This is a genomic window from Pseudomonas sp. BN417 (genome assembly GCF_029871205.1).
Classification (GTDB): Bacteria; Pseudomonadota; Gammaproteobacteria; order Pseudomonadales; family Pseudomonadaceae; genus Metapseudomonas.
The window spans coordinates 40,055-63,116 of the sequence record NZ_SSOJ01000091.1 but is presented as its reverse complement, the minus strand read 5'-3'; the positions used below and the strand labels follow the sequence as shown (position 1 = coordinate 63,116).

The following is a 23,062-nucleotide window of genomic DNA, read 5'->3' as shown; positions in this document are numbered from 1 at the left end:
GCGTGAGAAATTTGCGCGTTGGCCATTGGGAGTGCTGATGTCGTCCTTGGCGTGGATTGATTTTGATGAGGCGGAGCGTCAACGCGCGCAACGCATCATGGCTCTTTTCCAGGAGCGCGAGAGCCGTGACGAACTGGGCTTGGGCGCGATCCGCGATTCCATCGCCGATCACCTGTTCCCGGGCACCAGCACAATCCAAACCCGGCTCCGCTACATGCTGTTCATTCCTTGGATCCTGAGTCGGCTTGAAGGGCGCGACGGCACAGCCAGCCAACTCAGCGCAGAGGGCCGAAACATAGAGATCCGCCTCTCTAACGCGCTGAAGGCCGGCGGTGAGACGAGCGGTGTCATAGGTCGAGACGCCGGAGCGCGACTTCAGCGACTTCCCAGTTCAGTCTATTGGGCAGGCCTAGGTGCCTGGGGCATCCGCCAGTTCCCCGGATCTCGCGAGACTTATTACGCGGCGCTACCAACAGTCCGTCGCCGCCGACAGCGTTCTGACGTCGAGGCAGAAGGCTCCGAAGATCTTCAGAGCAGCAACTGGCATCCGGGCCTGCCGCCCGCCCCTGCTGATCTTCTTGAGACCACCTCTTTCAGGCTCACTGGCGACGAAGCCCAGTTCATTCGCGACCGCTTAGTTGCCTCGGCGCGAAACTCACTCCTGACCTGGCTCGCCGGCCAGTCGCACAACGGTCAATGCGCCTACATCTGGCAACACCCCGCGCTCGGCGACTTCCCGGCAGAGGCGCGACGTCTAGTCCAGCATGCGGAGATCTTTTCCGGCGTCATCCATGGTGCGGCGCTGCTCTACAACCTTCAGCTTGCGGAGCTGCGGGCCCGCGAAGACTGGATCGAACTCTATCGCAGCCGACTGGCCCAATGGGCGGTCGGGTTGGACGACCAACGCTTTGCAGCCTGGTCGCTAGAGGACTTTTGGCGTGTGGTTGCGCACCCCACCCACACCATCCGTCCAGCGCTAACTCGCTTCATCCAAGACTGGGTAGCGTTAGCTAGAATGGGGGCCGCCGGCCTGCCGGACTCCGAGGCGGCCAGAGTACTGGTCCGCGAGAGGGAGCGGCGACTGAAGACTTCGCAGTCGCGCTTCGCTAATCACACCGCTCTGGATCGCTGGGGTGGGGCCTCTGGGGCATACCAGTTATCGTTCCGATGGGGGCAGGCCCAGTCTCATCTGGAGGATCTGCTAAATGCCCAATAGAGCCAGCCTGGATCCCGAAGCACGCGTCCTCTACGGCGAAAGCCTGTCTGCGCCGTCCGGCTATGTGTTCGACGCTGCGGTCGCCACTACCTACTCCCTCGACTTCGAGACGGCCCTGGCCGCACCGGTGAGCCTAGCGCTGTTCGCCGCCGAGAATCGCGATGAGATTCTCAGTCAGCCCTTGGCCCTGCTTGAGGGCGCTGAACGTATCACCGATCGGCTCGCCGTCTATTACGACGCAGGCCATATCCAAGCGCAGATCCAGCCGCAGTCCCGGCTCTGCAGTCTGTTGGAGAAGATGATCATAGAAGTCACAGCTCCGCAGGGCGGTGCGTTCCACCCGAAAATCTGGGTCCTGCGCTTCAAACCACAGTCGGGAAGCGGGATGGCAAAAATGCGACTCTTGGTGCTGTCGCGGAATCTGACCCAGGACCGCTCGTGGGACATTTCCCTTTGTCTGGATGGCGACGTTACCCGTCGAGTGGTGCCGGGCAATAAGCCGATCGTCGACCTTCTAAAACGCCTGCCGCGGATTACCGTGCAGCCAGTATCCGAGGACATCAGGGCACTGACCCTCGATGTCGCCGGCGATCTGAATCGAGCTGCGTGGGTGCTGCCCGAGCATTTTGATACCCTGAGCCTGGCAGTCAACGGCATCGGGTCAGAGGTTTGGTCACCGTCGGCTTGCACTCGAATGGGCGTCATTTCCCCGTTCTGTGACGACACTACCCTTATTCAACTGGCGAGGCTAAGCCGCGAGAAGCCGGTGCTGGTGGGGCGGAGCGACGAACTGGCCTCTTGCTCGGCCGATACCCTAGCTCTTTACGAGCACGTCAGCGTACTCGATGACATGGCCGCCAGCGAGGACGGTGAAGAGGCGGCGCCGGAAAGCCTGCAAGGCCTCCATGCTAAGGCATTTATACAGGAGGTCGGCTGGGACACCGTCCTGACAGTTGGCTCTGGCAACGCCACCCAAGCGGCGCTTGCCAACCGCAAGTTGGCCAACAACGTCGAAGTGTTTGCGACCATCACAGGCAAGGCCTCCAAAGTAGGCAGCGTTGAGAACATCCTGGGCGCTCAGGGCTTCGGGCGGCTGCTGTGCCCCTTCGTTGGCGGCGATGTCTCGGCGGACGCCGCTGCGGATAAGGCGGCAGAACGGCGTCTGGAGGAAGTACGTCGTGTAATCTGCAAGGCTGGTTTGGCGCTGCGCTGCGAGCACGCCCTTGCTGAAGGTGAGGACGCCGCTGGGTGGCGGGTCTGGCTGATCTGCTCGCAACCGCTGGCCTTCACCAGTCTGGCCAGCGCCTTCGTTTGGCCGATCACCCGCGGCGGCGGGCATCAGCGCGATGTCCTGGCTGCGCTGGTCGCGGGGAAGGACGTCGATCTTGGCGTCATGCCGCTGGCGGACCTCACCCGGTTCATCGCCTTTCAACTGGCTGACTCAGGCAGTGACGCCCGCCTGCTGTTCAGTATTGGCTTACCGATGGACGGCCTTCCGGCTGAGCGCCATTCTGCGATCTTCCGCTCGATCATCACCAACCGTGACGCCTTCTTCCGCTATCTGCGGCTACTGCTTTCTGAGCTTGGCGACCCATTCGCCGCGGCCTTAGCCGCGCAGTCGGGCGGCAGAGAAGGCGCATGGGGTCGCGGGGGGGCAGACGAAGTGCCCCTACTCGAAGACCTAGTACGTGCGCTCTGCGCCGGCGATGGCCGCCTAACCGCAGTCGAGCGCTTGATCAAACGGCTGGCCACCGGAGACTCCACTGCCGATCCGGTCCCGACGGAGTTTCGCGCACTTTGGGAGGCCTTCCGGTTGGCGATGCCCGAGGAGGCAAGCCATGTCCGCTGATCCGTTCAAGGCTGGATCGGCACTTCAGTTATTGAAAGCCTTCCAGCGTCGCACGGTCGACTACGTCTTCGACCGCTTCTACAACGCCGAAAATCCCGCCTTCCAATTCCTCGTAGCCGACGAGGTGGGCCTTGGCAAGACGCTGGTCGCGCGCGGCGTTATCGCCCGTGCCATCGAGCATCTGTGGGATAAAACCGACCGGATCGACATCCTCTACATCTGCTCGAACCAGGCTATCGCCGCTCAGAACCTCAACCGGCTGAACGTCCTTGGCCACCAAGCTCTAGCTCTGCCGACCCGTATGACGCTGGTCCCACTGCAGATGCGGGGCGAAAGTTCGCTCAGCGCCAACAAGGTCAACTTCATCAGCCTGACCCCAGGCACGACGTTCGACCTTCGATCGTCGACTGGCGTAGCCGAGGAGCGCGCCCTGCTGTTCCATTTGCTGCGCCCCGAGGTCAGTTCGCCGCGCGGGCTACAGAACCTGTTGCAGTGCGACGTCGGCGCCGAGCGTTGGGAATCTTGGATCAAGCACTACGTTTCGCTCAAAGGGGTCGATACTGCCCTGATCGACCGCTTCCGAAAGGATGTCAGCCAGGACGTGGCTCTGGCCGGCGACTTGGAGAAAGCTATCGAGCTCTTCCGTCGGCGGCGGGCTCGATACCCCTCCGCCATGACCGGCTCTCGGAACGCGGTGATCGCCCGCCTGCGGAGCAAACTCAGCCACTCCTGCGTGGATGCGCTGCAGCCTGACCTCATCATCATGGACGAGTTTCAGCGTTTCCCGGATCTGCTGCACGGTGAAAGCGACGCCGCCTATTTAGCGCGAGAGCTGTTCAACTACCGAGATCATAAAGGCAACGCCGTGCGCACCCTGCTGCTCTCGGCCACGCCGTACCGAATGCTCACTCTTCAAGGAGACCAAACCGAAGACGGCGACCATTATGGCGACTTCCTGGAGACATTGACCTTCCTCTTTGGGCAGACCCGAGGTCGGGAAATGGTGAGCGCATTGGACCAAGAAATGCGCGCCTTCCGGACCGCCCTTCATGGGCTTCCCGCCGCCAAGGGCAATGCCTTGGCCCAGAAGGTCAAGGTGGAAACTTCTCTGAAGCAGGTCATGTGCCGTACCGAACGAGTCTCCAGCACCATCGACCGCGATTCCATGGTCTGTGAGCCGAGGATGGCCCTTACCGTCCACGTCGACGACCTGCGCCAAGCGATGGCGGTCTCCAGCGTAGCTCGCGCCCTCGAAGCACCTGACGTCATCGAATACTGGAAGTCGGCGCCCTACCTGCTCAACTTCATGCGCGACTACGCGCTGAAGCGGATCTTGAAGGAAAAGGAGGGAACCAAGCCTTCCGCTGCCCTGATCAACGCCTTGGCGACGGCCAAGAGCGCCTGCCTCGACCACGATCAGCTCAACGCTTACGCACCGATAGAACCGGCCAACGGGCGGATGCGCGCGGTGATGGACGACGTCTTCAGGGACGGCCTCGAGCAAAACCTCTGGATCCCGCCGGCGCTCCCCTACTACGGTAATACGACTCCAGACACCCGGCCGACCAAGGCGCTGATTTTTTCGTCTTGGACAATGGTACCGGACGCCATTGCCGCGATACTTTCCTACGAGGCCGAGCGGCGTATGGGCGCTGGGCAAGCCGGCCGTGGATATTTTGACTCAAAGCGGCCACGGCCCCTTCAGTTCCGATTGGCGGACGGCCGCCTGGCAGGTCTGCGTGCCCTGCTATTGATCTATCCGTCACCTGTTTTGGCCGAACTCGGCGACCCCCTAGCGGTGATCGCTGGCCATTCCGAGCGCCTGTCCTACGCCGACATGCGATCGCACGTTGCCGAACAGCTGAGGGGGAAATTGATCGATATGGTCGCACGCGGATCGGCCGGGTCAGAAGGTAGTTTTGCCGAATGGGCGCTGCCGGCGGCCATCGACGCCATGGCGGGGAATGGTGCCCTGCGGTGGATTGGCGCGTCGGACGGGATGGGTAATTTGGCCAGCGAGGACGCCTTTAAGGATCACGTCGCAGCCATGAAGGTGGCAGCAGTCGGCGATCTTGGCCCAGTGAGTACCGACGCACTGGACCTACTGGTTGATGTGGCCTTGGGAAGCCCTGCGATCTGCGCGCTTCGCGCGCTGCGGCGCATAGCGCCCGATTTGGCATGGGACGATCCGAGCCTCCTGAGCGCGGCGGCCAACGTCGCCTGGGGCTTCCGGACCCTGTTCAATCAGCATGAAGCAGTCGCCTTGTTGCGACGCGGCGAGGAAGATCGCTATTGGCACCGGGTACTCACCTTCTCGGCAGAGCAGAACCTCCAAGCGGTTCTCGACGAGTATGCGCACTACCTCGTAGATGCTCAGGGCCTAAGCGCAGTGTCACCTGGAGAACGAGTTATCGGACTCGGCAAAGCCATGGCCGACGCGCTCTCGATCCGCCCCTCGCAGATTGATGTCGACAATCCCACAATCACCGAGGGGCGCCTGAAAGTGGACAAATTCCAAATGCGTGGCCGTTTCGCCATGCGCCTGGCGGACTACCGTGACGAAGAAGGAGTGGTCGCGCGGCTGGGCGGCGTGCGCGACGCATTCAACTCGCCGTTCCGCCCCTTTGTGCTAGCCACGACCTCGGTAGGTCAAGAGGGACTCGATTTCCACCCTTACTGCTACCGTGTGTACCACTGGAACTTACCTGGCAATCCGGTCGACTTGGAGCAGCGGGAAGGGCGAGTCCATCGCTTTAAGGGTCACGCCGTCCGTATGAACGTGGCCCACAATCATGGTCATGAGCTTTGGGCGCACGGCGCTGCTTCGTCTGACCCCTGGGCGCAGATGTTCGCTGCAGCTAGGGCGTCCGCTGGTTCCGACACGGACCTCGCTCCTTATTGGCTATGTGAGGGGCCGGTGAAGGTGGAACGACGCGTACCGATCCTACCCTTCAGCCGCGAAACCCAGCGCCTCGAATGGCTAAAGCGCAGCCTCACTGTCTACCGGCTAGCGTTCGGCCAGCCCCGCCAAGATGATCTGCTGGGCTACCTCGGCGGGCTTCTAGTGGGTGATATGACGATGGATGAACTTGAGGCGTTGCAGATCAGACTTCAGCCCTAACCCACGGGCGCAGCAAGGGTGGGATTACCTCATGCCTGACCAGACGCAGAGCATCAGCTTTGCTGGGAAAACCAAAACATCAGACACTCACGGGGATGGTTCCTAGCCAAGCTTCAACCCACAAAACTCCGGAAGCTCGCCCGAAAATCCGTAGGCTTGAGGTACACGTGCTGAGTGAGATCGCCGTTGAGAGTGAACAAGCGAGGCCCCTCTCTAAATTGGAACACTCGGTAGAGGTAAAACTGGTCTCCGACTTCCTTGGAAAACTCGAGCTCGTTGTGGCTGACCAGGAATGACGAGGCGACGCTACCATTGGTGGTTTTGACTTCGATGAATCGATGCCGCACGGCGTCTTCGAACGACAGAATATCGAAGCCAGCGCCATCTCCTTGCATGTCTGCCACCCAATCCAGGCGCTGGAATAGCTCAGGATTGCCCATGTCTGTGAGACGCTGCTGTTCAAACTCGATCACCCACTGCTCCCCCGCCCGCCCCAGCTTGCGGTTAGCTTCGTCACGAGCGGCAAAGTCGAACTTGCGGGGCAGCCGCTGTCGAACGGGAGCAGGGCCACGCACAAGCTCATCGCGCATCGGAGCCTCGACCAGAGCAGCAAGGTAGGTTTTCTCGCTGGGCAGTTTTACCTCCTCCAGGGCATCGACGATGGTGCCCACAAGCTGCTGGTGCTTAAGCACATACGCTTGTACGGATTTGCGGAGCAGCAATTGACTGTTGCCCCTTGGCTTGTAACCGTTGATGTAGGGAAGCCCCAATGCGTCGAGCACCGCGCTGATGTTCTGGTGTTTGAGCTCGACCGACGACTTACTACGACCGTTCAGCAGTCGCCGTAGCGCCTGGTTGTGCTCAGACTTGTTGAAAGGCCATCCAGCGGCTTCAGCGCGTAGCATTTCAAAGTAGTTGCTGACAGTGGCCTCCACCTCAGCTTCCGACCAATCTTCGCCGATACGAATGATGGTAAATCCGAGGGAGGTTAGCGCAGGCACAACGGTGGCCTCACCGCCCGAGAAGCTGTCTGCACTCAGCGGGCCCTGGTCGGGAAACTGCTTGCCGAAGGCGACGCCGGCAATTGCTTTGGAATCGCAGTCGGTCCCAGACTTGGGGTCACGCACGAGAAAATCGCGCGACTTGCCAAAGCCATAGCGCGCCAGGAATTTTGTTCTCCCCAGCTGCACAAATTCATCAATGGCCGCCTGTACGGCCACTGGACTTCGAAGTTGGGAGAGCTGAGACATTGGCCCCCTCCCTTCTTAGGTTGCATCAGGCATCGCGTTGCGCGATACCGTTCGGCCAGCAATCCTCGGCACTACCAGCTCCCAGCGCTCGCATTTCTGGCGAGACCGATACTGCTCATCAGTGTCCTCCAGGAAGCGAACCACTACACCTGCAGCCTCGCACCGCTCAACCTCAAGGCTCAGCTTAAAGGACTGGGAGGTCCGACCCACCGCCCGCCCCTGGCTGTCCAAAATCAGGTAGCGCTCGCCCTGCTGCTCAAGCTTCAGCTCCGCCCCGGGCTCCAAGCACCTCAGTGCCTCATGGATGGGGGCTGTTACAGGGCTACGTCCGGCAAAGCCAATGTCGATGTCCTTCAAACTGAGCTGCAGATAACGCTTCTCCAAAGCCACGTTGTAGTCTCCGGTGAAGCTGTGCTGAACAATGTCAGCCGACAGACTTCCACTGAAAGGATTCGCTGCACTGAACTCACACAGCGTCAGTGTCTGCTCTGCACGCGTCATCCCCACGTAATACAATCGGCGCTCATCGTTGAGCCCCTCGGACTGCACATTCCAGCCACCATCAAGCAGAACGACATGCCTGAACTCTAGGCCTTTCGCTGAATGCACCGTGCCTAGGTACAGGCCACTCCTGGCCTGCTGGCGCATCTCGCGAGCGTAGTCATAGAGCCAGTCCACGATTGAGGAACTATTGAGCTGGCACTCACCCAGCTCGACCTGCAATTGGGTGAAAGCCTCCTGGAAAAAGCTTCGCCAGCTCTCGCTCACCCCAGTAGACACATGCTGCCAAGCCTTAGCAGCCGAAAGCGCCTCATTGACTTCTCGAAGCCGATCAACAACCGCCACGAAATCACGCTGTCGGGTGATGGGCAGCGCACTATCTTTATCTGAGGCCAAGAAGTACGGAACTCCGGTAAGCTCGCAAAGCGCCTGGACTGGCCACAGGTACTGATGGGTACGGGCAAGAATGGCGCATCCACTCCAGCTACCCTCTTCCAGCGCCAGCAGTCGCTTGAGTTCGCCTATAGCAGCCTGCGCCTGAAGGTTGCCGACAGCTCTATCGCTGGGTTCAACGGCCAGTCGCGTAACTCGCCCCGATCGACCTGAATCAAGCGTCTGCCACTGACCACCGAGAGGTTCTGACTGGCGCTCCCGGTTGATTCGGATGGGATAGGAGGCTTTCAGGCGCCCTGGGTTGTTGCCGACCAACTGATTTGCCGCGGTAATGATGCGTTGAGTCGATCGATAGTTCTCGACAAGGTAGCTGGTAACGGCGGAGTAATCCTCGCGAAAGCGCTCGATGTAGCGGTTGTTGGTGTCGCGCCAGGCGTAAATGTTCTGATCATCGTCTCCGACCGCCAAAATGCACAAACGCCCTTCCTCACTGGACTGCCTACCAGCAAGCGCACTCACCAAACGGTACTGCAGGGCATCGATGTCTTGGTACTCATCAACTAGGATGTAGCGGTAGCCACGCAACAACTGCTCCCGCAGGTCGTCCTCGCCATCGGCAGTTCCCTTACCCTCCAAAAGCTCAACAGCGTCCTCCAGGACCTGTTTCAGAGCCCCTTCGTCAACAACATCCCTACGTTCAAAGCGAGTGCCCGTCAGGCGCATGGCCATACTGTGGTAGGTCATGACGCTGACGCCGTAGGCATCAGCTCCAACCAGGCTCAAAAGACGCTTACGAATTTCATTGGCCGCATGCCGATTGAAGGTCAACGCCACAATGGCATTGGCTGGAATCCGCCGGACACGCAGCAAATAAGCGATACGGTGAACGATTACGCGAGTTTTGCCAGATCCTGGCCCTGCCAACACCAAGCGATTAACGTCGTCGTCATCGACCACGATGAGTCGCTGTTGAGTGCTCAGATCCTCAACAATGGATCTCCAGGACTCTTCACTTGTGGCGTGCTTAAGCACCTCTTCGCGGCCAGCGAAATAGCGCTGCAAAAAGGCATCTTTTGAGTCCGTGAAATAGTGCAGCACCAGCTCCAGCGCACTCGCCATGGCGCCGAGCGCGACCTCGGCATACTCACGCATCACATGGACCTGGATACGCTTCTCGCTGTAATGCTCATCGAGACGCAGGTAATCGTCTTTGAGATAGCTGCCCTTTTTATCTGCGTTCACCTCAATGGTCATTGCCCGACGCATCACAGTCATCCCGTGGTTGAGCGTCAACACCTCCTGTTTGTGCAAATACAACAGCACATGCTCAATTGCTCTGTGGCGTTGGTTCGGGGGGATGACCTGGGAGAGTTCCAGGTCCGACTCGATCACGCCGACCAATTCACCGAAGGTGGACTGCACCATCAAATCCTTGCCCTTGGAGGCCGGAGCCAGCTTTCCTATCAAGAACTGAATCAGCTTGCTGGCAATGATTCGGCGCTTTTCACCAAAGCGCTCAATCTGCGACCAGCTGTACATACCTTGAATTTTCAGTTTGATGTAGTCGTGATTGACCTGCTTGAGCTCAAAACTGCTACGCGGCTGACTGTTGCTTTCACGATCTTGAGAGAGGCTGCGCAGCAGGCGAAGCACTTGCAACGGGATGACATCCTCGTGCTCTAGTCTGGCTTTGAGCCCCGCCGTCAGAGCCGCGAGATTGAGATCCTGCCAACTACCGTCCTCGGCATCTGGCGCCAGTTCGCTGAGTACTTCGAACAGCGCCCCCTCTAATGCCAAGGTCTGCTCCAAGCGTTGAATGGAAGCCCCCACCACACCGTGACGCAGCAATACGGTCAACTGGGTGTCGTTGACGAGCAGCCCCAGCTCTTCCATCTGCTTTAGGGTGCTAACGACTTCCTCAGACGTCAGGCTGGTGAGCGACATCAGGTTGTCCGTATTCACCCGCTCATCGGCGTCGGCCTGGTAGAGGTATTTCAGAATCGCGCCGAACTCTTCACGGCGCCGCTCCGACAGATTGGCCTTGAGCAAACGCTGCTCGGCGTCCGATTCGCTCAGGCTCAGGCGTGCCGGAAAAATCTGTGTACTGTTTTCCTCTCGCTTGAGGTATTGCCCCCGTTCCAGCCAGGCAACTGCGGTGACCACTTTGGTTTCAGCATCGCTGTCATCAGCGTCGAACGAGGTCTCGACGGTCTCATCCATGAGAATCTCGCCGGCAGTGATGACCAGTTCGCCGCCCTTACGCCTGGAATACTCGAAACGAAGTTTGCGCAGAATTTGTTGGATGTCGCGGAGGCTGAGCTTGGAGCGCTCACACAGCCCAAACTGGGTCTCAATATCCTGCGCGTCATAAAGCAGCACACAGCGTGCTGCATCCTGGTCACGCCCTGCTCTACCGGCTTCTTGAAGGTAGTTCTCCAGTGAACCAGGAATGTCTGCATGGACTACCAGGCGGATATCGGACTTGTCGACACCCATGCCAAAGGCATTGGTGGCGACGATGATGCGGAGCCGCCCGGCCTTGAAGTCGTCCTGGATATCCTTCTTGTCATTGGGTTCAAGCCCAGCGTGGAAATGGCGGCACGACCATCCCTGCCCGACCAGAAACTCTGAAAGCTCTTCAGCGCCCTTGCGGCTTGCAACGAAAACGACTGCACCACCATCCTGGCTTCCGAGGTGATCCTCAAGCAATTGATGGGTTCTGGGCCATTTCTCGCCTCGATTGCAGGGCAGAACTTCAAAGCTAAGATTTGTCCGCTCATGAGTCCCCAGGAACTGATCAAACTCAATCCCGAGACCTTCCTTGAAATGCGCACGAATGTCAGCCAACACATCCGGCTTAGCCGTTGCAGTGAAGCAGCCAATGGGGGCCAGGGGGTGATCGCCTGTGTGCTCGCGAATGAAGCGTGAGGCGTACATGTAATCCGGACGGAAATCATTCCCCCACTTCGACAAGCAGTGGGCCTCATCGAAAATCCAAGCGCCGATCTGGCGCTGGCGTATCGCACGCCGGAAAGCCTTGTTTCGAAACTGTTCAGGAGACACCAGCAGGATGCCAACATCGCCCATCTGGATCTTCTCCAGTACGTCAGCGCGTTCAGGCATCGTCAACAGGCCGTTGAGCGTCGCGGCACACTGCACGTTACGCTCCAGAAGCCCATCAACCTGATCTTTCATCAGCGACTGCAGCGGCGAAATGATGATGGTCAGGCTGCCGTTGCGATGAAAGCGATTCAGCGCCGGCAGCTGGTAACACAGCGATTTGCCACCACCAGTTGCCAGGATCGCGAGCACATGTCTGCTCTGCATGCCTGCAAGAACTACATCGTGCTGCAGACTTTCACCGGGTCGCTCGTAACGGAAATCAGCAAAACCGAAGTAGCGCTTAAGCTCATGGCGCGGATCATGGGTCGTGCGACAGTACCGGCAGTCTGAACGGCCACAAGGAACGTCCCGGAGCTCAGCAATCAAGCGCCCAACAGCAGGGAATTGATGCCGCACCCAAGGCGCAAGAACAGAGTTGCCCCCCGACACCCTCAACCACGCAAGGGCATAGGCCATGGGCAGATGCAAATCCCTCTGCTCAAGGTCCTTACCCAGGAGAACTTCCAGTCGAGTTCTACATACCTTGAGATCACGTTCCAACGATGGATCGGTTTCCGCCAACAGACTCGGAATGAGCTGTTTCAGATCCGCAATCGGAACTGCAGTCTGCCCTGTTAGCGAAGCGAAGAATGACCCCAAATCGCTCTTTATGCTTGGGGCAAGCAACGCCTGGTAGCACAGCAGCTCAGCACGGCGGGTCTCATTCAACTGCGCGAATGCATCCCGCTGATCCCTGAACAGAACCAGCGTCGAACGACAGTCCGCAAGTGGCGAGTTGAGGCTGTCTCGAATGAGTTTGTAATCCTTGACCAGCCGGTGATACGGGTTCTGCGGAAAGGCCAGCGGAGACAGCCTTAAGGTGTCAATGACTGGCAGTGCGTGCAGCTCCAGCTCGGGCGCCTGCTGCTTGAGGATGGGCAAGTCATGTTCGATTACATTATGCCCCAGGAGAAAAACAGCTCCATCGGACAGCGCATCGACTTCAGCGAGAATCTCTGGGAGGTTTTTCGAGACCTTACGATCAAGCTCGACACCGAGGTCAGGCCGCGCTGCCCCGACCTTAAAGATACGATCTGGATGCCCCTCCTTTCCGGGAGCGACCTCCAGATCGATGACCAAGCTCTTGGGTTGGGGAACTGATGACATCCCTGACGCGATCCCTGCTACTGCAAATGCCTGATTGCACTTTAAAGGCAAAACGCCAGCAACAAAAGCGTGACACGGTGCTCACAAAGCGCGGCAGTCACCGACATCATAGAGCGAACCGTCAACACCACTACTAATTCCTACCCAGATCAGCCAAGCCTCCCAAGTACCTTGGCTTATTCTCAAAACTGTACTCATCAAGAACAGACCTAACCAGCCCCTCAACTTGCTTCACGCGAGCCGGATCCTCAGTAACATAGCCAAACGGAATTGGCACAGGGTAACGGTTAGGCATCACAAGATGATAGATAACAGCTGCAAAGCAGCCGCTTAGCATAACGACTTCTAGAGGCGCCAAGGCTTCAGACTCAACAAAACCATGCAAATACTCTTTCGCTTCTGCGCAATCGTTATTAGCAGCCTTTTTCGACTGCCAATCCTTGCTAGACGACAGAGGAATCAGAATCTCTGCCTCGAAAGCACTCCTGTCATTTCGTTTGCTTTTTAAACCCGCAAACTCAACGAACCTACTTAAAGCCTGACCATGGCGAGAGCTTTTACCCCACAACCCATGAGAGCATGGAGCGAGCCAGGTAAGTCTTGTAGCATCTTCTCGCTCAGAACCAGAAATTTTCTCATGGTGCCTTTTCAATAGCGAACACACCTGATCCCAATTTCTATTCAGCTGTAAAGAGCCATAGATTCTTACATCGCCACGGCGCTCATCCAAACCAAACGACAAAGCACGTTGAGCAACCCCTCTGAAATCCATCCATCCACTCGAAAGAGCATCAATCGTTTCTGAATCGCCTAACCTATCTGCCAATCGAACAACATCATCAAGATTGTCGCGCCCATTTAGGCTATGCAGCATAGATGCACGACGCCCAATATACTCCTCCTCCTCGGCTATTCCCTTTTTCACCTCAAAACTCAAATCGAGACTATCAGCATCAAGGCACAACGCTTCCTCAACAAGAAAGCACACATCTGAGCTCTTCCTCACGTCGCTTATTTTGTACAACTCCGGGACAGAATCTTGCTGATCCTGTCCTGTCAAATCACCGCGACGAAATATTTCGTGCAAATTATTCTGAAATGCACCGACCGCCCTTTCCTGTGAAACGGCCCTGACTTCAACACCTGCATCCAGGAGAACTGCTCGTTTTGTACTTGCAGATGAAACCTTCCCTCCAAGGTAGGAGAACGTTAGCAAGTCAAAGGTGAATGATCGTCGATACTCATGCCTAGACCTGACGCTGGGAGAGTCCTCATTTCCTGAGAAAAGTCGAAGCCCTTTTTCTGAAAGACCAATCCGCCCATCTGGCTGGACAGAAACCTCTCCCTTTTGAAAAATGGGTGTCAGCGCCGTACTTAACTCCTTCGAAGTAAAACCGAAGTATCTAGCGATATCAGCCGACATCAAAGGGGAGACTTTCAACAAGCGCAACAAAAATTCAGAAACGAATGGAAGCCCCCCCTTCTCAATCAGAGAATATTCAATTCTGAACTGCTGCGCTGGCACGCAGATATCAACCTCAAACAAAACCAATGCTTCACCAGCCATCATGCAGCTCCTTTTGCATTTTCTACCGACATGATCCTGTAGCGCACACCATCCTGACGCTCTTGTATATAAGTGGCCACTTTACCCAACGGCAGATCCGCATTCCGCCCAGCCCACATGCTCATGTCACCGACAATAATTAGACGATCCATAGCTCGAGACATTGCCACATTTATTCGATTCGGCAACCGCAGGAAGCCTGGAGAAAGGTCTGCAGAGGATCGCGTCAAGGAAACAATGACAATGCGATTTTCTTTTCCTTGATAACTATCAACAGTGTCGATCTTGACTAATTTCTTGAAGTCTTCCGACCATGTTTTCTCGGCAAACTTTTTACGAACCAATTTCTTCTGCTCAGAATACATGCAGATGATCCCAATAGGGGGCTCCATGGTTTCCGTCATTTCCTCAACCAACGCTGAGCTGAACCCCATATCACTTTCAATATCTTTGAGCAGCCTAATTATGGAGTTTGCCTCAGCATGGTTTACCAAGCTGGTACTACCTTGCTGCTCCGAGTGATTAGCTTGTTTCCCGAGGACGCCCGTATCCAGCCAAGTTACGATTGAACCGATAACATCTGGGGTATTCGAAAAGCATTCTGGGACAGGCCGCGCACCAGTCATTAACTCACCACCGTAGAAAACCTCAGAAACTAGATCCCCGATCGGTGGTTGCATACGGTACTGAACCTTCAGTGTGGCACTGACACCTCGACCATAAGCAGACTCAAAAGCGCGCTCGAAATCGCTACGCATGATTCGCCGAAACTCGTCCGATTGACTATGTAGTCCCAAATCACGGGCGATAGCCTTGAGATGCTCGTCTGCATAGGTTGGGGGAAGCTGCCGATGATCGCCTACCAACAGGATTCGGCTTCCCACCTGCATGGCAATCGCCAGCTCGCTGGGTGAGGAACGTGCAGCTTCATCGATAATGACCCAGTCGAACCGGTTTTCAGCAAGCTTCAAGTGCGGTAGACCAACACCTACACAGGTCCCACAGACCAGTGTTCTGGCACGCATCAGAAACTCATCGTAATTAGCGCCATCAGTGGCAATACGTTGCAGCAACTCCTCAGACAGCTTGATCAGATCCATGCATCGCTTAAATTCATGCGGCCTGACACCATGGCTGGCGGTAACACTGGCATAGGCCTGCCCAAGCATATTCCGAGCAGTAGACTCTGGGGCAGCAGCAATACCATAGTCATTGGCAAGCGCCTCAAGCAGATCCTCTTGCATTCGACTCAGGCTTGCGCTCAATTGTTTGGACTCGAGAGTTCCCTCACCAGCGTCTTGCAGATCCTTATCCAGTCGTTCAATGCTTTTGACCAGCCCGTGAATCCTCGACTCAAGCTCAATCAGGCTCGCGATGAATCTGGCACTAACCCCAAGTGAGGGGGCCATCAGAGACAAACGCCTTTTTAGCTCAGCTCTGAAGCTCGATTGTTGCTGTGTGACAATCGACTTTGAATAGACATCCTGCAACTCATCTGAGACTACCTGTTCGCGGTTGCTGAAACGCACAACATCGAGATCGGTATTTAATCTGCGACAGTGGCCACGAATACGCTCTGCCGCAGTATTAACAGCCTCATGCGACTGACTAACAAGAAGGATATTCCTAGCCCCCTCTTCACTTATCAGGTAGTGACAGAATGCGGCAATAAACTCAGTTTTACCGGTACCGGGGGGCCCCTGCAAGAAGCCCACCGGCCCGTTTGTTATCAGCTTCGAAAAAGCATCCTTCTGTGCATCGTTGAGACCAACAATCTGCCCGTTTGAAGTCTCTCGCTGGTAGACTGCGAAACCCTCCTCAGTTGGTGGCACAGAAAATCGATCAGGAACTATACTGCAGCCTTCATCAAAATAATCAACCAGCCCCGTTACAACTGATTGACGACCCAATATACGCTCTATCGCCCGCTTACGACGGGTCAGCGAGGACCTGTTCTTATTGCTTTGAAGATAGAGCACATCATCAGTCTTTATAGCAGCCCTGGCTTTTCCTGAGTACACTAAACACAGGGCAGACTTCGTACTCTTACGGAGATCTATTTCGCCAAAATTGATTTGTTTTTCGCCATCTTTCTTGATGAGCTTAATTTTATCATCAGTCTCGAACGACTCTAAAACCTCCCCATTGGCTGTATATGGAATCATGAGACCAGTTTTGTCTTTATTAAAGACAGGCTCACCCGACACCTCAAGTGTTGGCAGCCCCTCGACCTCTGTATCCATAATAGCCTTCCAGACTTTGCTAGTCTGAATAGACCTCGCTTTTATCTCTGGAACATGCTCTTCTTGGATATCACTGTCAGTAGCCAAATCGGTGGAGTTTTGCGCACCTTCGGCCTCCTGATTTTCTGAGGAAGCACCGGCAGCACCCAGAATACTGGCAACAAGCTCATCGAAAGCCAGATTACTCCCCATAAAGGCTGACAGCTCTTTAAGGCTGCTAATGCTTGTAACAGCAACATTAATTTCGACATCAATCTCAAAGTCTGCGTTACGCTCAATCCAGTGCGGTACAGCCTCCTGCTGACTGGGTTTAAATCCCCTAACAAAGGTTTTCGAGGCCTTCTCATATGCAGCTGAAAAACTTCCGCCTACGCCACTAAAAGTAACAACAGCCTGTTTAGCATCCTTGACATCAGGCTTGACGCTGACAAAAAGGCGTCCATTGTCAGGATAAATTGCGTAATTGAGAGGGTCATTTCCGCGAACAGCTACTGAGATGATTTGCCTAACTTGCTTCGGACAGAACTCGCGATTAAGAGCATCATTAAATCGTTCTAGCGCAACGAAGCCTGAATCGCTCTGCAATTCCTCACTAATTGCCGTACGTAACTCAGCTAGATCATGCTCCCCAGGCTGATCCCAGTCCATACCGAGTAACTCTACCGCCATACGCATAACAGCAAAGTTATCACGCTCGAAAGGCGTGCAATTTTCGGCAAGAGGGCTGTATCGATTATTGAAAGGTTCGCTTCCTGAAACTGTAAGATCCGGAAGGTCAAGCAGGTAAATCTGTGCAGACTGCTCGCAATCAGCCGGCACTACAACTTTGATATTTCCAGGATGGAGATCTCCGTGACTCAACTGCTGCTCATGCAGGCACTCAACTGCAGAAATCAACTTGCGGATCAGCTCTTCGGCTCGCCGCGAGCTCAGCTCTGATAATTGATTCCAGTGTTGGCCATCGACAAATTGTTGAACTAGAAAAGGAGTACCGCTCCTCTCGTATCCAAACTGCTCTATCCCTGGCAAAAACTCGTAGCCACTTTTTTTCAGCAATTCGATCTTTTCAAAAAAGCTGAGCAACAAAGGCCCCTGCCCTCCCTGCGGAGCATCTGCATGGATCGTAGGCCATAGTTTTACAATGCAATCACCCGACCGATAGACCTCCTTCTCAGGAGTATCAATGACTTCCTCATCCGTTGGGTAAAGTTTGTAAATCCTGACACTTGAAGCGGAAAAACGCTCAAGCTGTGACTGATCGAAAGCAAACTGCGCTGTATCTTCCGGTGTTAGCTGGTTCAACTCGTCCAGCAGCTCACCCGCGTTGGCGTAGCGTGAGCATGGATTGTGCTCCACCGCCTTAGCGAGAACACCTGCGTACCATGTATCCGAACCCAGGATGTCATCCCGAATGCTATCGATGTAATCGGCATTCAGCTTGAGAGGTAAGGACTTGGCTTGAGCCAAGTGCCAGCAAAGGAGTCCAAGCGCGAAAACGTCACGGTGGAACGGCGTGCCACCGTGCCCTTCATCAGTACGATCTTCTGGAAGAGCAATAGAGCCAATACTCAGTTGGTCACGACGCGGCCCAACCGTTCCTGCTGGCTGATGATAGGCCGCAATGAAGTTGGACAAGGCAATGGCGCTGGATGGCGAGAACCATACGCTATGGTCGCCCAAATCACGGTGAGCGACCTTAAATCCGTGCATGGCAGCGAACTGCGCGACCAAAATCTTGGCCAACTTTACCCGATCACTCTCGTCAAAGTTCTGCGCATATCGATTGATGAACTCGTTGAGCCGGTAGTGACTTGCCGGAAGCTCGCACAGTTCAGAAAACTCCTGAGTGACGGACTGCACGGAGGGGTTTCTAATAGGACGCAGACAACGCTTGGCCAACTCATGATCCCGCTGTCCCAGATAGACCAGAACATCCCGCTCTCTGGAAAGAATCTTGAAGCGCCCCTCTGGAGTTTTGGCATCTACATCATCGAGCTTATTGAAGTCCCACAAACGTAAAAGAGCACGATCGGCCTTGTTATTTTCGTTTGCAGCCTCGTACTCAACATAAACCTCGCCGGGATGCTTGAAAATCGGCTCCCCCTGCGCTCGGAACCCATCAACCATGAGTTCCTTAGGCTTGACACTTCCCTGATTGAGCAGCTCATCAAACACATCAAAATACTGATTCAGACCTGCCGCCTCGGGATGCGGGCGAAACTTATTATTAAATTGACGCTCGCTGGCCAGCTTCAAGAAGTCATCGAGATGCATTACATGCTCGCGCTCATTGTCGGGTAGCTGATCAAACGTACACTTACCGCTCAAGACCACGCAAAATTTGATATTTGGGACAATGCCCTTCGGGAATTTCTGCCTAACTGCATTGAGCTTTTTCTTGAGTAGAAAGACTTTATTCTGAGTAACCGATATTGGTGAGCGATCACGCTCATCACCATTCTGGTACCACTTGCCACCATGGCTGGTGATAACACCATTCCAATGCTTCAGCTCGACTATGATGACGTTCTTATGGGTCACAATGACGAGATCGAACTCGCCTTCTTTGCCGCGCGAGTCCGCAAAACGAAACCCTGCATACCCCTTCCAAGGCCACATACCAGAAGGTTGATCTGCCCCCTTGCCTTTCAGAGACAGATTACTGAGCTGCTGAGCCAGAGACTTACCGGCCTTTGGGGCGACCGCACCTGGTTGTTCGGGTTGAGGCTCACCCTTGAAGGCCTTACGCATGCACTCGATAGCTTCGACCTCATGTCGTAGAAGGCCTCCTTCCCAGTAACGTACTTCCATTTCTAATCTCCATAACTGCCCCACCGCAGCTCATCTAGGCGGAGCAGAACTTCTGTGTCGAGCGCAGCTCACGGATATAAACAAACGGGGCTCAGCTCGAAGGTAAGACAATCTATTGCAGGATCGCCGACTGGTTGAAAGATAACGGCGAAATGTAATCGACCTCGCCGGCATCAAGTTATCGGCGAGGGTTAAGATCTCGCGCTGCAATCCTGCCCTTAATCCACTCCTGGATCTCACTCTCAAGCCAACCAACGCTCCTCCCTACCAATGGGATGGGTCTCGGAAACCCGCCCTCACCGATGAGCTTGTAGATTGTTGATCGAGCAAGGCCGGTCGTCTCGATGACTCCACTGAGACGGATGATTTTCATATCAGGCTTCTTCCCTCATCCTCAGAACAGCGAGCGAAATACGACAGAACTGCTGGAAATCACTATCCACTGCGTAGCGCTCTCCCAACTCACGATCGATTTCTTTCTGGCTCAAGCACTCTGCAAATTTCAGCTCTTGCACAAAGGCTTCATCCAACAGCACCGCCAAATCATACGAGTCACCCGCAAGAATCTCTCGAATAGCACTCACCAGCGCTACGTCCGAATAAACGTGGCGAAAGCTCAAGCACTCGTTGTCGGCGATGAGCTTATCTGCCTCATCAGCCAGGAGATCCTTCATGGCCGAATTCAGCAGCTTTCCTGCGAAGTTCCACCAAACTGCATTGCCATCGCCATCAAGAATCAGCGTACTTTTGCCTGCCTCAAGCCATCCGTATTGGTCCCGTAGATCGCCAAGCAGCCCTTGCGCCCTGGATGAAAGCCCCTCTGGCACGAGATCAGAAACCAAAACATCAGCAATCGCACGACAGAGCTCGTATCTCAAAGGCTGCGCATCACTGACCCATTGTGACTTTCCTCGCACCTCGGAAGGCTCGACAAAGGCCTTTCTCCGCGGCCAGTCGATGTAAGTCGTTTGCCAACTGCGCCCGCCGAGGGTCAGCAGAGCTGGTCCGTTATCACGAACAGCGAAGGTCAGTTGATGAACCTCGCCTAACTCCTGTTTGCCCCAGAAAACCTTAACCATGGGAGGCGTCGTGAATACCGAAAAGAGCTCCATGAAATTCTTCTCACCAAACGCCTTCTCTCCTGCCTTGCCAATGCCGATGAGGCCCTCATCAGAGTGCAATATCCCGGCTCCAAGCATGTAGCTGATCACGCCAGCACGGTCATCAGGGGCCACCCCAGCAAAGCCCGGCATACGCCCTACCCACTGATCAACATCGGCAGCGATGATGCCGTTTTGCTGAAGTGCCAATGCCATCGTTTGCTGGGCATAAATGTGCATTGGCCTCGCTGGCGGTTCGATAGGTTCGACATACCCTTGACGCCACAGCTGCAACAACGCCAACGCACGAAGAAATGCATCTTCCTTGGTAGCAAGAAACAGGCAATTTCGAGAGCTGCCCACGCGCCGGCCAGTTCGGCCAATACGCTGCAGGAACGAAGCAACCGTGTACGGAGCATCAATCTGGATAACCCGATCAAGGTCGCCCACATCGATGCCCAACTCCAACGTCGAAGTAGAAACGATTACACAGTCATTGCCTTGGGAGAACGCCTCTTCAGCCGCCCTCCTTTCTTCCAGGCTCAATGAACTGTGGGATATGTAGGTTGCAACCCCAAGGCAGCGTAACTCAACCGCAAGCTCCTCGACCTTTGAGCGACTGTCTACAAAGACGAGACGCTTCTCGCCTTTATGCATTCTCGAAATCACAACCGCTGCGTTCTTTAGCGACCCTACCCAGTCGACCTGGACGTCGGGAATCACATTGTTCTCAGCAGGAGGGTTGATCACGCTTCTTCGTGCACTGCAGCTACCGGCAAGCCAGTCACAGAGCGTGTCAGGGTTACCCACTGTCGCAGAGAGTCCCAACCGCTGGATATCTCGCCCCGCCAAAGCACTGACTCGCTCAAGGACGGACAGCAAGTGCCAGCCGCGATCATCCCCGGCAAAGGCATGTACCTCATCGATGATCACCGTGCGCACATTGGCAAACAGCTGTTGATGGTCAACCTTATTGGAGACCAGCATGACCTCGAGCGACTCAGGTGTTGTCAGCAGAATGTCTGGTGGCGAGGCCACAATCTTGGCTTTGCGCGCAGCGCTGATATCGCCGTGCCACAGGGCGACGCTGCGGCCAAGGAGATGCCCGTAGTAACTCAAGCGCTGCTCAAGGTTATTGAGCAGCGCCTTGATCGGGCAGATATAGAGCACGGAGAGCCCTTCCCAGCTCTCACTAAGCATGCGTGAAAACACGGGGAAGCTTGCCGCTTCGGTTTTGCCGCCAGCCGTCGGAGCCAGCAAGATCGCATGTTCGCCATCCAGGACAGGCTGGATGGTTGCCTCCTGCAGAGGTCGCAAACCGTTCCAACCCAGAGAGTTGACGATGTGGTGCTGCAGGGCAGGATGGAGCTTGTCGAACTCACTCATGCGGCAAAGCTCCACTCAAGCAGATTAAAGATCGAGCTCGATATCGTCGACTGATTTTGCTGCACTGGTAGCGCGCTCGACCGGAGTCAGCTCGGTATCCGAAATGGTCAATGCGTAATGCTGCCTCGGGTTGAAATCCTCGAACTGATCAATGCGATCCAGGACCTCACCCACCAGCTTCTTCAGGAAAATTCGCGGTGCAATTCCGACTTTGCCTCCCAGCTTGCCTGTCACCGCTCTTGCCAGCTCAGCGATGTAGTCGTCATCCGCCAGCCGAAGGATGCGATCCGCCATCGCGCTGTTCTCGGCATACAGGTTGCGCACCTTGCGGCCAACCTCCTCCAAAGACTCCTGACTAAAGCCGCGAAGGCGAATTTGCACGGCGCGAGGATTATCGAAGCGAGCATCAGTGGTGAAGTCCACCGCCAGACGCTGGGCCAGAGGAGACAGCCGCTGAACGCCCATAGGCCCATCGTAGAAAGCAGGCGTACCAGTGATAACCAGAAAAAGACCTGGGAATCGCCCAGAGTCCACCTCATCCATCAACTGACGCAGCGCATTCAGGCTCTTGTCGCGTACATCTCCGCGCATGCGCTGGAGCGTTTCAACTTCATCGAGCACCAGCAGCAGTCCAGGGTGCCCAGAATCCTTGAGGATGGTCAGGACACCTTGCAGGAAGCTCAAAGCGCCAAAATGGTCGATGTCACCCTTGATCATCGCATAGCGTTTAACTGCGGCAGAAATGTTCGGCTGACCTGCCATCCAGGCCAGAAGCCCGTTGGCGATCTCTTCCTCACCTTCTAGTAAAGCCCTTCGATAGGCACGCAGGGTTAGGGCAAAAGCAGGTGCAGAGCGCACCACTTCGCCCAAGCGCTTCTCCATCAGCAAATCAGTTGCGTCGATCAGTGCTTCGGAGTCATTAGGATCGATGTCGTGCTGGGTCAGTACATCCTCTTCCAGGGTGTAGAACCAAGCTTCGACGATATTCTGAAACGCACCAGAGGGCATATCCGGTGTAGTCAGGCGTTCCATCAGGCGTCGATAGACCGTCTCAAGGCGGTGCAGCGGCGTCTCCGTTTCGGAGATTTGTACTTCGGCGCAGGCAAAGCCAAGTCGGTGCGCCTTTTCACGCAGCCAGCGTGAAGCGAAGGTTTTACCACTGCCGTATTCACCACGAATGGCCTTGAAAACAGCCCCTCCCCGACGGACCTTTTCCAGCTCCTCATCAAAGGCGCGTTCAAATGGCAGCAAGCCAACAGCCAAAGCATCTAATCCGTACTGCGGCACGGTTCCGCGTCGCAGAGCGTCCAGAATATCCTGACGTCGTTGTTGGCTAATCGACATTCCTACACCCTG

The 23,062-nt window shown here is 55.6% G+C and carries 11 protein-coding genes; 4 read left to right on the top strand and 7 right to left on the bottom strand.

Annotated elements, in window-relative coordinates; all coding sequences use genetic code 11:
• The first annotated feature begins 37 nt into the window (after window positions 1-37).
• The 3 genes from E8F11_RS11105 to E8F11_RS11095 are packed head-to-tail and all read left to right on the top strand — an operon-like array spanning window position 38 to window position 6,186.
• On the top strand, window positions 38-1,216 hold the full coding sequence (locus tag E8F11_RS11105; RefSeq protein ID WP_280288889.1) for a DUF6361 family protein: 1,179 nt from the start codon (window positions 38-40) through the stop codon (window positions 1,214-1,216).
• Window positions 1,206-3,065, top strand: a complete 1,860-nt coding sequence (locus E8F11_RS11100; protein ID WP_280288888.1) for a phospholipase D family protein — start codon at window positions 1,206-1,208, stop codon at window positions 3,063-3,065. The genes E8F11_RS11105 and E8F11_RS11100 overlap by 11 nt, the downstream gene beginning before the upstream one ends.
• Window positions 3,055-6,186 carry a helicase-related protein gene (locus E8F11_RS11095; protein WP_280288887.1) on the top strand — a complete coding sequence of 1,044 codons (3,132 nt, stop codon included), beginning with the start codon at window positions 3,055-3,057 and terminating at the stop codon, window positions 6,184-6,186. The genes E8F11_RS11100 and E8F11_RS11095 overlap by 11 nt, the downstream gene beginning before the upstream one ends.
• Window positions 6,187-6,299: 113 nt before the next feature.
• On the opposite strand, the gene E8F11_RS11090 is transcribed toward E8F11_RS11095, so the two are convergent.
• Both E8F11_RS11090 and E8F11_RS11085 read right to left on the bottom strand, forming a co-directional pair.
• Complete coding sequence (locus E8F11_RS11090; protein WP_280288886.1) at window positions 6,300-7,436, bottom strand: DUF3883 domain-containing protein; 1,137 nt, start codon at window positions 7,434-7,436, stop codon at window positions 6,300-6,302.
• 15 nt (window positions 7,437-7,451) lie between these two features.
• Window positions 7,452-12,374 (bottom strand): RecQ family ATP-dependent DNA helicase, encoded by a 4,923-nt coding sequence (locus tag E8F11_RS11085; protein ID WP_280288885.1) that lies wholly within the window; start codon window positions 12,372-12,374, stop codon window positions 7,452-7,454.
• 3 nt (window positions 12,375-12,377) lie between these two features.
• Here E8F11_RS11085 and E8F11_RS11080 point away from each other — a divergent pair, with 3 nt between their 5' ends.
• The gene (locus E8F11_RS11080; protein ID WP_280288884.1) at window positions 12,378-12,593 is read left to right on the top strand and encodes a hypothetical protein; all 216 of its coding nucleotides are present in this window, start codon (window positions 12,378-12,380) and stop codon (window positions 12,591-12,593) included.
• Between the two features lie 139 nt (window positions 12,594-12,732).
• Here E8F11_RS11080 and E8F11_RS11075 read toward each other — a convergent pair whose 3' ends face one another.
• The 5 genes from E8F11_RS11075 to brxD form a co-directional block, all read right to left on the bottom strand.
• Window positions 12,733-14,166, bottom strand: coding sequence for a hypothetical protein (locus E8F11_RS11075; RefSeq protein ID WP_280288883.1), 1,434 nt, complete (start codon window positions 14,164-14,166; stop codon window positions 12,733-12,735).
• Window positions 14,166-19,220, bottom strand: coding sequence for an AAA domain-containing protein (locus E8F11_RS11070; protein WP_280288882.1), 5,055 nt, complete (start codon window positions 19,218-19,220; stop codon window positions 14,166-14,168). The genes E8F11_RS11075 and E8F11_RS11070 overlap by 1 nt, the downstream gene beginning before the upstream one ends.
• Window positions 19,221-19,398: 178 nt before the next feature.
• Window positions 19,399-19,593: an AlpA family transcriptional regulator gene (locus E8F11_RS11065; protein WP_280288881.1), complete on the bottom strand. Its 195-nt coding sequence runs from the start codon at window positions 19,591-19,593 to the stop codon at window positions 19,399-19,401.
• 1 nt (window position 19,594) lies between these two features.
• On the bottom strand, window positions 19,595-21,706 hold the full coding sequence (locus E8F11_RS11060; RefSeq protein WP_280288880.1) for a DEAD/DEAH box helicase: 2,112 nt from the start codon (window positions 21,704-21,706) through the stop codon (window positions 19,595-19,597).
• Window positions 21,707-21,730: 24 nt separating this feature from the next.
• Complete coding sequence (gene brxD / locus E8F11_RS11055; RefSeq protein WP_280288879.1) at window positions 21,731-23,050, bottom strand: BREX system ATP-binding protein BrxD; 1,320 nt, start codon at window positions 23,048-23,050, stop codon at window positions 21,731-21,733.
• Window positions 23,051-23,062 lie beyond the last annotated feature (12 nt).